The sequence below is a fragment of the Modestobacter marinus genome (assembly GCF_019799945.1).
Taxonomy (GTDB): Bacteria; Actinomycetota; Actinomycetes; order Mycobacteriales; family Geodermatophilaceae; genus Modestobacter; species Modestobacter marinus_B.
Window position 1 is genome coordinate 1 of record NZ_JABGCH010000017.1, and the last position, 14,144, is coordinate 14,144.

A 14,144-nucleotide genomic window follows, 5' to 3' on the forward strand; every position below is an offset into this window, starting at 1 on the left:
TCACCGCGGCCACACCGCACTCGGCGGACTCCCTCCCGCCGCCCGCGTTACCAACCTGACGGGACAGAACAGCTAGGCGACCCGGCTGCCGGCGACGGCCACCCGGCCGCGACCGCCGCGCTTCGCGTCGTAGAGCGCGCCGTCGGCGGCGGCGTACAGCTCCTCCAGGCCGCGGGCGTGCGACGGCGCGTGGGCGACCCCGAGGCTGGCCGAGATGGCCAGCAGGCCGCCGTCCGGTAGCACCAGGGGCGTGGCGAGGACGGCGTCGAGCAGTTCCGTGGCGCGCCGCTCGGCGACGTCGGCCGGGCACCGCGGCAGCAGGACGGCGAGCTCGTCGCCGCCCATCCGGCTGAGCACGGCGTCCCCGGACCGCACCACCGAGCGCAGCAGCCCGGCCACGTGCACGAGGGCGTGGTCGCCGACCGGGTGCCCGTAGGTGTCGTTGATCGTCTTGAAGGAGTCGACGTCCAGCAGCACCAGCGCGGTGCCCTCCGGGTGTGCCGACGCGTGCAGGGCGCCGGCCAGCGCCTCGTCGAGCACCCGGCGGTTGACCAGGCCGGTGAGCGAGTCGACGGTCGCCTGGCGGTGCAGCATCGCGACCAGCCGCTCCTGGCGGTCGCCGGCGCGCACCAGCATGGCGGCCATCGCCACGATCACGGCGCCGAAGAAGCTCAGGTCGCTGATCGCGGCACCGGCGGACTCGAGGTGGAACAGGACCACCCCGTCGAGGCCGAGGGCCACCGTGGTGACCAGGGCGACGGCGTGCCGGTGCAGGTTGACCCCGGCCCAGAGGACGGGGAAGGCGAGGAAGGCCTGGGCGCCGGCGGAGGGGTCCCGGGTGATCCAGTTCATGCCGCAGCAGAGGACCACCCCGAGCACCGCGATCAGCACGTACCCGCCACGGCGGTCCAGCCGCTCGGCCGGCGTCGTCCGGTAGACGATGGCCAGCAGGCCGAGCAGGGCCGACGAGGCCCAGGACGACACCCGCCCGGCGGTGCTGGCGGCGTTCGGGCCGAACAGCGAGAAGACGACCAGCGTGACGGCGCAGACCAGCAGCACGAGGACCGCGGTGCGGCCGGCCGCGTGCGGATCACGCGCCCTGAACGACTCCGGTGCCCTCATGGTCGGGAGATCGGCAGCCTCGGAGTACCGATTGCACACGATCGACCTGGCGGGGACCCGAAGGGGTGAGGCGCTCCGCGGCGCACCCGGCGGCGGCGGTCAGCCCCGGCCGGTCACCAGCGGGCACCCCGTCGGGGTGAAGGTCTCCACCTCGAACCCCAGCTCGACCAGGACGTCGGTGAGGCCGCTGTTCATCAGCCGCTGCACAGCGGCGTCGGCGCCGGCGCCGCGCACGCGGTCCAGGCTCATCCGGTCGTGCGGGCGCCAGCTCACCAGGACTCCGTGCAGGCCGGGCGCGGGCATCAGGCACAGCCCGCCGGCCGAGCGGCCGGACGCGGTCTCGTTCAGCGGCAGGCCCGCCTCGACGAGGGCGGCGGCGACCTCAACGACGAGGGTGGTGAGCGGATCGGTGTCCGACAGCAGCGTGTCCCAGTCCTCCGGGAGCCGGTCGAGCTGCTCGCCCAGCTCGCTGAGCCAGGCCAGCTCCTGCGGCGAGGGGCGGACCGCGACGGCGCCGTCGGCACGGCGGGCGCCGAAGACGGCGACGGCCGGCAGCCCCTCCGTCACGGCGGCCCAGTCGGCGTCGAGCCGGTCGACGAACGGACCGGCCAGCACCTGCGTCGACCCGTCGACCAGCCACCAGGCGGGCACGTTCGCCTGCCCCGGCGCCGGGGCGGGGCGGACGGCGAGCCCCACGGCCTGGGGCCGCGGCTGCGTGCCGGCGTCACCGGCCCCAGCGGCCCCCGACCGGCGCCCGGCCGGGTGGGCGTCGGTGCGCGGCGAGGCCGAGCGCTGCGGCTCACGCGTCCGGTTGCGCTCGAACTCGTACCGGGCCGTCGAGCTCGACCCGAGGGCCACCACCAGCCCGGTGAAGACGAGAAAACCCAGCAATGCCACCGCCGGCCACACCAGCGTTCCGCCCATGTTCACGGGAAAGGACTCCTCAGCACCATTCGCCGCAGCCGGGGAAGTGCTGCGGGCTGGCGCAGAAATTACGGTTCGCCGCCCGCCGCGCCGCGTGTTCCGGACCACTCGCGATCTCGCCGTCACCGGATCGTTGCGACCGGCCCGCGGCGCGGTCGGTGACCGACCCCCGGGCCGGCGCCTTGTCGACTTGCCGCAGAGAATTCCCCTTCTGACCTGGCCTTTCGTCGGTGACCGACCGGTCCGCGGGTGCGGTCACCTCGGCGGCGGAGGGCCGGGCGGCGTGTCCCGGCACGGGGCCGGCGCGTGGCCGCGCCCGGAAGGACGGCGGAGGGCGTGGGATTCGAACCCACGATGGGTGTTACCCCATAGCGGTTTTCAAGACCGCCGCCATCGGCCACTAGGCGAGCCCTCCTCCGAGCGCCTCGCCGATGCGGGAACCGCGGGGCCAGGAGCTCGGGACGCCGACGCTACCGCGCCGCCCCCGACCGGGGACGGCGAGCCCGTGCCCGGGCTCGGTACCCCTCCGGGGGTGCCGAGACCGACGCGCCGACCGGGCATGGACAGCGGCCTGGCAGTGTTGCAGCCCGTGAAGGTCCGCGACGGGTTCGCGTCGACCTGCCGAACCCGATCAACGATCGAAGGACGTCTCCTGTCTGTGACCGCCCCCCAGCAGTCCCCCGGTGCCCGCCGTCGTGAGCGCACCACCGTGCGGGAGGCCGCCGCCCGCGAGGCCGACCGCACGTCGGCCTCCGACGAGCGCACCGCCCAGCAGATCTGGGTGGACGGCGCCGCCCCAACCCTGCCGACCCGGGCCTCCCGCCCCGAGCAGGTGGTCTTCCACCTCGGCCCGACCAACTCCGGCAAGACCTACGAGTCGCTGCAGGCGCTGGCCGCCACCGGCTCGGGGGTCTACGCCGCGCCGCTGCGTCAGCTCGCCCACGAGGCCTACGCCAAGCTCTCGGCCCAGCTGCCCGAGGGCACGGTCGGCCTGTCCACCGGCGAGGAGGAGATCAACCCCCTCGCGCGGATCGTCTGCTGCACCGTGGAGAAGGCCCCGCTGCGCGGCGAGCTCCTGGTCCTCGACGAGTCCCACTGGGTCGCCGACCCCGACCGCGGGCACCACTGGGCCCGGCTGCTGCTGACCGGTGAGTACCGGGAGATGCACCTCATCTCCGCGGCGGAGGCGTACCTGCTGCTCAAGCCGCTGGTCGCCGACGCCGAGCACGTCGAGGTCGTCAACCACAAGCGGCTGTCGCGGCTCGACGTCCTGCGCGTCCCGGTGAAGCCCACCGGCGTCCGCCCGCAGACGCTCGTCGTCGCCTTCTCCCGCAAGACGGTGTACGCCGTCGCCGCCCAGCTCGACCAGCAGCGTCCCGGCAAGGTGGGCGTCCTCTACGGCGCCCTGCCGCCGGCCACCCGCCGCGAGGTCATCGAGCGGTTCACGACCGGTGAGCTCGACGTCCTGGTCACCACCGACGTCATCGGGCACGGCATCAACGTGCCGGCCACCACGGTGCTCTTCGCCGAGACGACGAAGTTCGACGGCTCGGAGGTGCGCCCGCTGCGCACCTGGGAGGCCGCGCAGATCGCCGGCCGCGCCGGTCGCTACGGCCTGACCGGGCACGGCACGGTCGGCGTCCTGGCCGGCATCCCGGGGCTGAAGCCGGCGATCGGCCTGGTGGGCGAGGGCGCCGCGGTCGCCCGCGGCGACGAGCTCAGCGACCTGCCCAAGCGGGCGCCGCGGCTGCGCCCGGAGCTCGAGGACCTCGGCGCCTTCGAGCCGGTCGACCTGCCCGAGGCGCTCACCCGGTGGATGACCTGGGCCCGCCGCGCCACCCGCGACGAGGCGATGACCGCCGACGACGTCACCAGCCTGGTGCTACGGGTGCACGCCCTGCTGCCGCTGCTGCGCGGCCCGCTCGGTGCCGCCGGTGACCTGCGCACCGTCTGGCGGCTGGTCAACCTGGCGATCGACTACAACCCGCCGCGGCGGATCCGCTGGCTCACCCTCGCCCGCGCGGCGCTGCGGCACGCGGTGGGACTGCCGGTGGCCGCCGAGACCGTGCTGCCCGACGTCCCCCGCGGCGGCTCGGTGGAGGACTACGAGCAGGCCGCCGCGGCGGCCCGGGACGCGCAGACTCTGCTCCGCCAGTTTCCCGGCGTCGCGGGGCTGACCAGCGAGGACGCCGCCTGGGTCGAGGAGGAGTGCGCCGAGTCGATCAGCGAGCTGCTCCCCGACGCCATCTCGGTCAGCGGCTCCAGCAGGTGCGTGGAGTGCGGGACGTCGATCGCCCCGTGGTTCACCACCTGCAAGCCGTGCAGCCACCGGCCTGCCGGCTCGGCCCGGGACCACCGCGGCGGCGCCCGCGACCACCGGCCCGGCGGCCGGCCGGCCTCCCGCTCGGGATCGCGGCCGGGCCGCCGCCCCACCCGCACCGGCCGGGGCTGACCTGACAGGGTGACCGCATGGGGCCGCTGCAGGGACTGAGGATCGTGGAGCTCGCCGGCATCGGACCGGGCCCGTTCACGGCGATGCTGCTGGCCGACCTCGGCGCCGACGTGCTGCGGATCGACCGGCCCGGCGCGGTGTCGGCGTTCGGCCCCGCCGAGTTCGACCTGCTCGCCCGCGGCCGCCGGTCGGTCGCCGTCGACCTCAAGCACCCGGACGGCGTGGCCACGGTGCTGGCCCTCACCGAGCGCGCCGATGTGCTGCTCGAGGGCTTCCGGCCCGGGGTGGCCGAGCGGCTGGGGCTCGGTCCCGACGCCTGCCTGGCCCGCAACGAGCGACTGGTCTACGGCCGGATGACCGGCTGGGGTCAGGACGGCCCGCTGGCCTGCACCGCCGGGCACGACCTCGGCTACATCGCCGTCACCGGCGCGCTCGCCGCGGTCGGCCGGGCCGACGGGCCCCCGCAGGTGCCGGTCAACCTGGTCGGCGACTTCGGCGGTGGGGCGATGTACCTCGCCGTCGGGGTGCTGGCGGCGCTGCTGGAGAGCCGGGTCAGCGGCCGCGGGCAGGTCGTCGACGCGGCGATCGTCGACGGGACGGCGCACCTGTCGACCATGCTCCACGGGATGCTCGCCGCCGGGCGGTGGGAGGACCGCCGGGGGGTGAACCTGCTGGACGGTGGCGCCCCCTGGTACGACGTCTACGAGACCGCGGACGGCGGCCATCTCGCCGTGGCGGCCCTGGAGCCGCAGTTCTACGCGCAGCTGCTCGACCGGCTCGGGATCGCCGCGGAGGCCCCCGACCGCGACGACCCGGCGAACTGGCCGGCGTTGCGGACGCTGCTGGCCGGCACGATCCGGCGGCGCACCCGTGCGGAGTGGACGGCGGTGTTCGAGGGCTCGGACGCCTGCGTGGCCCCGGTGCTGACCTGGGCCGAGGCGCACGAGCACCCGCACCTGCGGGCCCGCGGGACCTACGTCGTGCAGGACGGCGTCCCGCAACCCGCACCGGCCCCCCGCTTCTCCCGCACCCCCGGCGCCCTGGGCCGGCCGCCCGCGCAGCCGGGTGGGCACACCCGGGAGGCGCTCACCGACTGGGGCGTGCCCGACGTGGACGCGCTCCTCGCGAGCGGGGCGGTCAGCGAGGCGCGCTGATCACCGGCCGACGGTGACGTCGCCCCACGGCATCCGGGGTTCGACCCACGGGAAGACGACGAGGAGCAGCAGCGCGCAGACGGCGAGCACCAGCACGAGGGCGATCGCGGTCCTGCTCGCCCGGCCGCCGGGCAGGTGACGCCAGATCCAGCCGTACACGGTGTGCTTCAGCCTCCGGTGAGCCCGGGTGGGCCGTCGGGCGCGTCGGCCTTGCTGATCGCCGTGCCGTCGAGGACGGCGTGCACGACCAGGCGCTGACGCGCGGAGTACCTCGGATGGCAGGTGGTCAGGGTCAGGTACGCCCCGGACGCGGCGGTGCCGGGCGCGCCGGGGGTGGGGGCGATGACGCCGACCTCCTCCGGGCGGACGACGTGCAGGCCCGGGACGCCGCTCGGGTCGGCGACGTCCCCGTTCGCCGGGTTCCCGAGCACCCGGTAGACGAACCAGCTGCCCGCGGTCTCCACGACGATCGGGTCGCCCGGCCGCATCCGGTCCAGGTCGAGGAACGGGGACCCCTTGCCGACCCGGTGGCCGGCGATCGCGAGGTTGCCCTGCTGCCCGGGCAGCGCGGTGCCGACGTAGTGCCCCGGCCCCTGGGACAACTGGTCCTCGGACGTGCCCTGCAGGACGACCCGCTGGTGGTCCGCGCCCAGCCGGGGGATCCGCAGCACCGCGACCGGCTCTCCGAGCGGCGGCTCGACCAGCTCCACGGAGGCACCGGCCGGCTGCCGGGTCCAGGCCTCGTCGACCTCCTCGGCCAGCTCGGCCTGCCGGCGGTCGTTGAGCAGGTCGGTGACGTGGACCTCGTAGACGACGAACAGCAGGACGACGAGCCCCGCCGTCACCAGCAGCTCGCCGAGCCCCCGGGCGACGGCGCGCCACAGCCCGGCCGGGGTCCGGCCTGCCTGTGCCATCTGCTGTCCCCCGAGGTCTGACCGGCCGTCCGGTCGGCGGTGCCGCGGGCCGGTCGCGATGCTAGGCGAGAACTCCCGCCGGCCTCGGACGCGACGCCGACGCCCCGCGGCTCGGCGCGCCCTGTTACGGTCCGCGCCCGGACCAGTCCTGGGACCGCGGCCGCGGTCCTGCCCTCGACGAAGAGGTGATCTCGTGCCACGTGCCGTCGTGACCGGCGGAGCCGGTTTCCTCGGCTCGCACCTGTGCGAAGCACTTTTGGCCTGCGACATCGAGGTGCTGTGCCTCGACAACTTCCTCACCGGGACGCCGGTCAACGTCGCGCACCTGCTGGAACACCCCGGTTTCCGGCTCGTCCGCGCCGACGTGACCGACTACGTCCACGTAGCCGGCCCGGTCGACCACGTGCTGCACTTCGCCTCCCCGGCCTCCCCCGTCGACTACGCCGAACTGCCGATCCACACGCTGAAGGTCGGGTCGATCGGCACGCTGCACTCGCTGGGCCTGGCCAAGGAGAAGGGCGCCCGCTTCCTGCTGGCGTCCACCTCGGAGACCTACGGGGACCCGCTGGTCCACCCGCAGCCGGAGACCTACTGGGGCAACGTCAACCCGGTCGGGCCGCGGGGGGTCTACGACGAGGCGAAGCGGTTCGCCGAGGCGATGGTCACGGCCTACCGGACCACGCACGGGATGGACACCGCGATCGTGCGGATCTTCAACACCTACGGGCCGCGGATGCGCCCCCGCGACGGGCGCGCCATCCCGACCTTCATCCGGCAGGCCCTGCTCGGGGAGCCACTGACCGTGGCCGGGGACGGCAGCCAGACCCGGTCGGTCTGCTACGTCGACGACCTCGTCGAGGGCCTGCTCCGTCTCCTGCTGTCCGGGGAGAGCGGGCCGATGAACATAGGCAACCCCCGGGAGGTCACGGTCCTCGAGCTGGCCGAGCGGGTCCTGGCGCTGACCGGATCGGGGTCGCCCATCACGTTCGTCCCCCGGCCGGTGGACGACCCGACGGTACGCCAGCCGGACATCACCCTGGCCCGCCGGGCGCTGGGCTGGGAGCCGGAGGTCGACCTCGACGACGGACTCGGGCGGACCATCGACTGGTTCCGCCGGCAAGTGGACCTGGAGGACGAGGCCCTCGGCTGACCGGCGCCGGCCTCAGCACCTCCGGCGCCTGGGTGACGAATGCCAGCGCGTTCGGGTCCTCGAGCACCCGGAGGTCGACGTCAGGGCCGATCCCCGACCGCGCCCGGACACGGTGGTCTGGGACAACTGGGGCAGCTGACGGTCAGCGGCGCGCCCGGACCGTCCCCAGCAGGTGCTCGGTGCCGGCCGACGCGTTGCGGACGGCGAGGTCCCATCCACCTTCGACCTGCTCGGTGGCCAGCAGGACCGTCGACGGCAGCAGCAGGGGCTTGCGGAAGGCGACGTCCACGTCGACCGCGTCCGGCAGCCGGCCGGACAGCGCCGCGAGCGCCCGCGCCTTGACCCACATGCCGTGCGCGATCGCCCGCTTGAAGCCGAACGCCTTGGCGGTCAGCCCGGACAGGTGGATCGGGTTCACGTCCCCGGAGACCTTGGCGTAGCGCCGTCCGGCGTCGTCGTGGACCTGCCACTGCGCGGCGATCCGGTCGAGCACGCCGACCTCGACGTCGACGTCGGCGTCCGGCGCGCCCTCCGGCGCCTGCGCGCCGCGCGCCAGGTAGGTGGAGCGGCCGCGCCAGACCTCCTCGCCCCCGGCCGACACCGATGCGCGGAGGTCGACGGTCGCGCCGCCGCGGTGCCGGGCGAACCGCTCGGCCCACACCTCCAGGTCCAGCGCCTCCCCCACCCCGATCGACCGCACGGCCTCGATCCGGTTGCGCACGTGCACCAGCCCGGGCAGCGCCAGCGGGAACGCGCGGTCGGCCATCAGCGCGACCTGCAGCGGGAAGGCCAGCAGGTGCGGGAACGTCACCGGCAGCGTGTCGCCCAGCGGGAACCGGCACACCCGGGCGTAGCCGGCCAGCTGCGCCGGGTCTGCGACGACGCCCTCGCGGGCCAGCCGGGTGTCGGGCAGGTCGCCGCCCCGGCCGCGCGCGCTGAGGGTGGCCCGGGCGAAGAGCGCCGGCAGCGCCGGCGTCTCGGACAGGACGGTCCGCACCATCACGCCCCCAGCACCGACTGGCCGCACACCCGCACGACCTGACCGTTGACCCCCGCGCTGCCCGGCTGCGCGAGCCAGGCGATCGTCTCGGCGACGTCCACCGGCAGGCCTCCCTGCTGCAGCGAGTTGATCCGGGAGCCGACCTCCCGGGTGCCCAGCGGCATCGTCGCGGTCATCTCCGTGACGATGAAGCCGGGTGCCACCGCGTTGATCGTGGCACCGCGGGCTGCGAACTCCGGCGCCCAGGCGCGGACCATCCCGATGATCCCGGCCTTGCTCGCCGCGTAGTTTGTCTGCCCGCGGTTGCCGGCGATCCCCGACTGCGAGCTCACGCTGACCACCCGGGCGCCGGGCCGCAGCACCCCGTCCGCGTCCAGCAGGGCCTGCGTGACGTCCAGCTGCGCCTGCAGGTTGACCGCCATCACCGCGTTCCAGCGGTCGGCGTCCATGTTGACCAGCAGCTTGTCCCGGGTGATGCCGGCGTTGTGGACGACGACGTCCAGGCCGCCGTGCCGGGCCTGCAGCTGCCGCGCCAGCCGCGGACCGGCGTCCGGGGCGGTGAGGTCCAGGGCCACCGCCGTCCCGCCGACCGCGTTGGCCACCTGCGCCAGCGACTCGCCCGCCGCCGGGACGTCGACCGCGACCACGTGCGCGCCGTCCCGGGCCATGACCCGGGCGATCGCGGCGCCGATGCCCCGTGCCGCGCCGGTGACCACCGCGACCTTCCCGACGAGCGGGCGGTCGGGGTCGTCGCCGGCCGGCACCTCCGCCGCCGCGAGGGTGAGCACCTGCCCGTCGACGTACGCCGAGCGGCCGGAGAGGAAGAACCGCAGCGGGCTCGCCAGGGCGGCCTCCGCGTCGGACGGCACGAGCACGAGGTTCGCCGTCGCGCCGTTGCGCAGCTCCTTGGCGACCGAACGGACCAGTCCCTCCAGCGCCTGCCGGGCCGCCGCCTGGGCGACCGTGGGAGCGTCGGCCGGCGGCTCGGCCAGCACGAGCACCCGGGCGCTGGGACCGAGCCGCCGCACCGCGGGGGCGAGCAGCTCGTGCACGGCGGCCAGCTGGGCCGGGCCGGTCAGGCCGGTGGCGTCCAGCACGACGGCGGACAGCCGCTCGTCGTCCGTTCCGCCGTCCACCCGGACCCCGGCGGCGGCCAGGACCCCGGACACGACGTCCCGGAGCCGGCCCTCCCCGGCCGCCCCGACCAGCCCCGGGCCGGTCAGCAGCGGCTGCCCCGGCTCGTACCGGCGGAGCACCGCAGGCCGGGGCAGGCCGAGCTGCCGGGTGATGGTCGTGCCGAGCCCGGAGTTGGCGAAGTCGCGGTACCAGTCGCTCATCGGTGGTCCTCCTCAGGACTCGAGGACAGCGACGACACCCTGGCCGCCGGCCGCGCAGACGGAGATCAGGCCGCGCTTGCCCGGGCCCGCCTCGGACAGCGTCTTCGCCAGCGTGGCGACGATCCGGCCGCCGGTCGCGGCGAACGGGTGCCCGGTCGCCAGCGACGAGCCGTGGACGTTCAGCCGCGACCGGTCGATCGGGCCCAGCGGTGTGTCCAGACCCAGCCGCTCCTTGCAGTAGCCCGGGTTCTCCCAGGCCCTGAGCGTGGCGAGCACGGTCGACGCGAACGCCTCGTGGACCTCGTAGAAGTCGAAGTCCTGCAGGGTCAGGCCGTTGCGGGCCAGCAGCACCGGAACGGCGTGGACCGGGGCCATCAGCAGCCCCTCGCCGCCGTGCACGTGGTCGACCGCGGCGGTCTGCGCGTCGACCAGGTGGGCGAGCACCGGCAGGTCGTGCGCGGCGGCCCACTCGTCGGAGGCCAGCAGGACGGCGGAGGCCCCGTCCGTCAGCGGGGTGGAGTTGCCCGCCGTCATCGTGGCGGACTCCCCCGCGCCGAAGACCGGCCGGAGGGTCGCCAGCTTCTCCAGCGAGGTGTCCGGCCGCAGGTTGTCGTCCCGCGTGAGGCCGAGGAACGGCGTCACCAGGTCGTCGAAGAAGCCGCGGTCGTAGGCGGCGGCCAGGTTCTGGTGCGAGCGCAGGGCGAGCTGGTCCTGCTCCTCGCGGCCGATCTCCCACTCGCGCGCGGTGATCGCGGCGTGCTCGCCCATGGACAGGCCGGTGCGCGGCTCCACGTTGCGCGGGACCTCGGGCAGCAGTTGGCCGGGGCGGATCCCGGAGAGCGCCTTCAGCCGCTGCTGCACGGTCTTCGCGCTGCCGAGGCTGATCAGCATGCGCCGCAGGTCCTCGTTCACCGCGATCGGCGCGTCCGAGGCGGTGTCCACGCCGCCGGCGATGCCGCACTCGATCTGCCCCAGCGCGATCTTGTTGGCGACGAGGACCGCCGTCTCGAGCCCGGTGCCGCACGCCTGCTGGACGTCGTAGGACGGGGTGGCGGCCGACAGCCGGGAACCGAGGACCGACTCGCGGGTCAGGTTGAAGTCACGGGAGTGCTTGAGGACGGCCCCCGCCGCGACCTCGCCGACCGTCTGGCCCTGCAGTCCGAAGCGGGCCACCAGGCCGTCCAGCGTGGCGGTGAGCATGTCCTGGTTGCCCGCCCGGGCGTAGGCGCCGTTTGCGCGGGCGAAGGGGATGCGGTTACCGCCCACGATCGCGGCCTTGCGGAACTGCGCGGGCATGCGGGACCTCCGGAACGTGGGGGCAGAAGTGGCCACTTCTGCCCCGGGGGGGGGGTGAGTCACTGTCTGGTACCGACAGTATCAAGTACCGTCGGTCCCGTGAACACGGAGGAGCCGGGTCGCCGCGACCGACGGGACTCGCGGTGGGACGAGCACCGCCGCGCCCGCCGGGAACAGCTGGTGGAGGCGACGCTGGCCGCGGTCGGCCGGCACGGCGCCGGCGTCGGCATGGACGAGATCGCCGCCGAGGCGGGGACCAGCAAGGCCGTCGTCTACCGGCACTTCGCCGACCGCAGCGAGCTGTACGTCGCCGTCTGCGCCCGGGTCGCCGGGCAGCTGGTCCGCAAGCTGCGCGACGCCATGGGCAGCAGCGAGCACCCGCGGCAGATGGTGTCGGCCGCCGTCGAGACCTACCTGGCCTTCATCGAGGCCGACCCGGAGCTGTACCGGTTCGTCGTCGGCCACACGCTCGTCGACCGGCCGATCGACGCCGACCCGATCAGCAGCCTCTCCGACCTGATCGGCGACGAGGTCGGCGCACTCGTCGCCGCGGCGCTGACCCGCGCCGGGGAGGACACCGCGGCCGCTGCCCCCTGGGGGCACGGCGTCATCGGCCTGGTCCGCGCCGCCGGCGACTGGTGGCTGCGCGCCGACCGGCCGATGCCCCGCGACCAGCTCGCCGTCCACCTCACCGACCTGGCCTGGGCCGGGTTGCGCGGCGTGGTGACCCCGACTGCCTCGACCCCTGCTCCCGCGCTACCGATGGAGGACGCATGACGAGCACCCCCGCCCCCTTGACGCCGGTCGACCCCGCCCGGCTCACCGAGGTCCTCGACGGCCGCTGGGCACACGTGCGCCGCGCCGCCCGCGAGCAGCTGGGCGACGCCGCGTACGCCCCGGTGTACGGGGAGTCGATGGCCGAGGCGCGGGCGCGGATCACCCGGCTGACCGCCCAGCTCGCCACCACCGGGCGGGTCGCGCTGGGCTTCCCGGTCGAGTACGGCGGCGACGGCGACCACGGCGGATCGGTGGTCGCGGTGGAGATGCTGGCCTTCGCCGACCTGTCGCTGATGGTCAAGGCCGGCGTGCAGTGGGGCCTGTTCGGCGGCGCCGTGCAGGCACTCGGCACGGAGCGGCACCACGCGGCGTTCCTGCCCGACATCATCAGCTTCGCCCTGCCGGGCTGCTTCGCGATGACCGAGACCGGGCACGGGTCCGACGTCCACCAGCTGCGGACGACGTGCACCTACGACCCCGCGTCACAGACATTCGACCTGCACACTCCGCACGAGGCCGCCCGCAAGGACTACATCGGCAACGCGGCCCAGGACGGCCGGATGGCGGTCGTCTTCGCCCAGCTGATCAGCGGCGGGAAGGGGCACGGCGTGCACGCCTGGCTGGTGCCCATCCGCGACGAGCACAGCGACCCGATGCCCGGCGTCACCATCGGCGACGACGGCCCCAAGGCCGGGCTGCTCGGCGTCGACAACGGGCGGCTGACCTTCGACCACGTGACCGTGCCGCGGGAGATGCTGCTCGACCGGTACGGCCAGGTCGCCCCGGACGGCACCTACACGTCCGGCATCGAGAACGAGACCCGCCGCTTCTTCACCATGCTCGGCACCCTGGTGCGCGGGCGGGTCAGCGTCGGCGGCTCGGCCTCCTCGGCGACCAAGACCGCACTGGAGATCGCCGTCCGCTACGGCGACGTCCGCCGGCAGTTCGGCACCCCCGGCGAGGACCGCGAGGTGGTCGTCAACGACTACCTCGTGCACCAGCGCAAGCTGCTGCCGGCGCTGGCCAGGACCTACGCGCTGACGTTCGCCCAGGAGGAGCTCGTCTCCACTATGCACGACGTGCAGGCCGCCGACACCCATGACGAGAAGGCGCAGCGGGAGCTGGAGTCGCGGGCCGCCGGGCTCAAGGCGGTGCAGACCTGGCACGCCACGCAGACCATCCAGACCTGCCGCGAGGCCTGCGGCGGCGCGGGCTACCTCGCGGAGAACCGGCTGCCGGCGCTCAAGGCCGACACCGACGTGTTCACCACGTTCGAGGGCGACAACACCGTGCTGCTGCAGCTGGTGGCCAAGGGGCTGCTCACCGGGTACCGGGACGCCTTCGGCTCGCTGGACGGCTGGGGCCGCGCGGCGTTCGTGGCCGAGCAGGTGCGCGAGACCGTGCTGGAGCGCACCGCGGCCCGCTCGCTGATCCAGCGGCTGGTCGACGCCGTCCCCGGCCGGGACGACGACGTGCCCTTCACCGACCGCGGCTGGCAGCTGAAGGCGCTGGAGGACCGCGAGAAGCACGTCCTCGACGGCGCCATCCGGCGACTGCGCGGGAGCGCGGCCCGCCGGCGGGAGCGGCAGTTCGACGTCTTCAACGACGTCCAAGACCACGTCCTGAAGACGGCGACGGCGCACATCGACCGGGTGGTGCTGGAGGCGTTCGTCGCCGGCATCGAGCGGACCACCGACCCGGCCGCACGGGCACTGCTGGACCGGGTCTGCGACCTGTACGCGCTGAGCACGATCGAGGCCGGCAAGGGCTGGTTCCTCGAGCACGGGCGGCTCACCCCGACCCGGGCCAAGGCGCTCACCGGGGCGGTCAACGACCTGCTCAAGGAGCTGCGGCCGCACATGCGCACGCTGGTCGACGCGTTCGCCATCCCCGACGCCTGGCTCAACTGCGCGATCCTGCGCGAGGAGGAGGGCCGGCAGCGGGCCATGGCCGAGCACGACGCCGCGCTCCGGGCGATCGACCGGGAGCTGGCCGCCGCCGGCTGATCCCCCACTCCC

12 protein-coding genes and 1 tRNA gene are annotated in these 14,144 nt (G+C 74.8%); 5 read left to right on the plus strand and 8 right to left on the minus strand.

Features of this window, described 5'->3' with window-relative positions; genetic code table 11:
* Positions 1-72: 72 nt before the first annotated feature.
* The 3 genes from HK417_RS14525 to HK417_RS14535 form a co-directional block, all read right to left on the minus strand.
* On the minus strand, positions 73-1,122 hold the full coding sequence (locus tag HK417_RS14525) for a GGDEF domain-containing protein (protein WP_261326742.1): 1,050 nt from the start codon (positions 1,120-1,122) through the stop codon (positions 73-75).
* A gap of 99 nt (positions 1,123-1,221) precedes the next feature.
* On the minus strand, positions 1,222-2,046 hold the full coding sequence (locus HK417_RS14530; RefSeq protein WP_222267841.1) for a hypothetical protein: 825 nt from the start codon (positions 2,044-2,046) through the stop codon (positions 1,222-1,224).
* Between the two features lie 328 nt (positions 2,047-2,374).
* Positions 2,375-2,461: transfer RNA gene (locus HK417_RS14535), tRNA-Ser, on the minus strand.
* Positions 2,462-2,704: 243 nt separating this feature from the next.
* Between HK417_RS14535 and HK417_RS14540 the strand changes: the two genes are divergently transcribed.
* On the plus strand, positions 2,705-4,498 hold the full coding sequence (locus HK417_RS14540; protein ID WP_222267662.1) for a helicase-related protein: 1,794 nt from the start codon (positions 2,705-2,707) through the stop codon (positions 4,496-4,498).
* Between the two features lie 17 nt (positions 4,499-4,515).
* Positions 4,516-5,652, plus strand: a complete 1,137-nt coding sequence (locus tag HK417_RS14545; protein WP_222267664.1) for a CaiB/BaiF CoA transferase family protein — start codon at positions 4,516-4,518, stop codon at positions 5,650-5,652.
* Here HK417_RS14545 and HK417_RS14550 read toward each other — a convergent pair whose 3' ends face one another.
* Positions 5,653-5,811: a hypothetical protein gene (locus HK417_RS14550; RefSeq protein ID WP_222267666.1), complete on the minus strand. Its 159-nt coding sequence runs from the start codon at positions 5,809-5,811 to the stop codon at positions 5,653-5,655.
* 8 nt (positions 5,812-5,819) lie between these two features.
* Positions 5,820-6,566: a class E sortase gene (locus HK417_RS14555; protein WP_222267668.1), complete on the minus strand. Its 747-nt coding sequence runs from the start codon at positions 6,564-6,566 to the stop codon at positions 5,820-5,822.
* 193 nt (positions 6,567-6,759) lie between these two features.
* On the opposite strand from HK417_RS14555, the gene HK417_RS14560 reads away from it, so the two are divergent.
* Positions 6,760-7,716 carry a UDP-glucuronic acid decarboxylase family protein gene (locus HK417_RS14560; protein WP_308123585.1) on the plus strand — a complete coding sequence of 319 codons (957 nt, stop codon included), beginning with the start codon at positions 6,760-6,762 and terminating at the stop codon, positions 7,714-7,716.
* Between the two features lie 142 nt (positions 7,717-7,858).
* On the opposite strand, the gene HK417_RS14565 is transcribed toward HK417_RS14560, so the two are convergent.
* Genes HK417_RS14565 through HK417_RS14575 form a run of 3 tightly spaced genes read right to left on the minus strand, consistent with a single transcriptional unit; the run spans position 7,859 to position 11,349 of the window.
* Positions 7,859-8,716 carry a MaoC/PaaZ C-terminal domain-containing protein gene (locus HK417_RS14565; RefSeq protein WP_222267672.1) on the minus strand — a complete coding sequence of 286 codons (858 nt, stop codon included), beginning with the start codon at positions 8,714-8,716 and terminating at the stop codon, positions 7,859-7,861.
* Positions 8,716-10,053: a 3-oxoacyl-ACP reductase gene (locus HK417_RS14570; RefSeq protein ID WP_222267674.1), complete on the minus strand. Its 1,338-nt coding sequence runs from the start codon at positions 10,051-10,053 to the stop codon at positions 8,716-8,718. Before HK417_RS14570 ends, HK417_RS14565 begins: the two co-directional genes overlap by 1 nt.
* A 12-nt stretch (positions 10,054-10,065) precedes the next feature.
* On the minus strand, positions 10,066-11,349 hold the full coding sequence (locus HK417_RS14575; protein WP_222267676.1) for an acetyl-CoA C-acetyltransferase: 1,284 nt from the start codon (positions 11,347-11,349) through the stop codon (positions 10,066-10,068).
* Positions 11,350-11,448: 99 nt separating this feature from the next.
* On the opposite strand from HK417_RS14575, the gene HK417_RS14580 reads away from it, so the two are divergent.
* Positions 11,449-12,126 (plus strand): TetR family transcriptional regulator, encoded by a 678-nt coding sequence (locus tag HK417_RS14580; RefSeq protein WP_222267678.1) that lies wholly within the window; start codon positions 11,449-11,451, stop codon positions 12,124-12,126.
* Entirely contained in the window at positions 12,123-14,132 is a 2,010-nt protein-coding gene (locus tag HK417_RS14585) for an acyl-CoA dehydrogenase family protein (protein ID WP_222267680.1), read from the plus strand. The genes HK417_RS14580 and HK417_RS14585 overlap by 4 nt, the downstream gene beginning before the upstream one ends.
* The last annotated feature ends 12 nt before the right edge of the window (positions 14,133-14,144 follow it).

Bases quoted from the DNA above. Each gene is read 5' to 3' on its own strand.
- HK417_RS14530 (WP_222267841.1), bottom strand. From the start codon at position 2,046: ATGGGCGGAACGCTGGTGTGGCCGGCGGTGGCATTGCTGGGTTTTCTC.
- HK417_RS14585 (WP_222267680.1), top strand. From the start codon at position 12,123: ATGACGAGCACCCCCGCCCCCTTGACGCCGGTCGACCCCGCCCGGCTC.
- HK417_RS14575 (WP_222267676.1), bottom strand. From the start codon at position 11,349: ATGCCCGCGCAGTTCCGCAAGGCCGCGATCGTGGGCGGTAACCGCATC.
- HK417_RS14565 (WP_222267672.1), bottom strand. From the start codon at position 8,716: ATGGTGCGGACCGTCCTGTCCGAGACGCCGGCGCTGCCGGCGCTCTTC.
- HK417_RS14525 (WP_261326742.1), bottom strand. From the start codon at position 1,122: ATGAGGGCACCGGAGTCGTTCAGGGCGCGTGATCCGCACGCGGCCGGC.
- HK417_RS14570 (WP_222267674.1), bottom strand. From the start codon at position 10,053: ATGAGCGACTGGTACCGCGACTTCGCCAACTCCGGGCTCGGCACGACC.
- HK417_RS14545 (WP_222267664.1), top strand. From the start codon at position 4,516: ATGGGGCCGCTGCAGGGACTGAGGATCGTGGAGCTCGCCGGCATCGGA.
- HK417_RS14555 (WP_222267668.1), bottom strand. From the start codon at position 6,566: ATGGCACAGGCAGGCCGGACCCCGGCCGGGCTGTGGCGCGCCGTCGCC.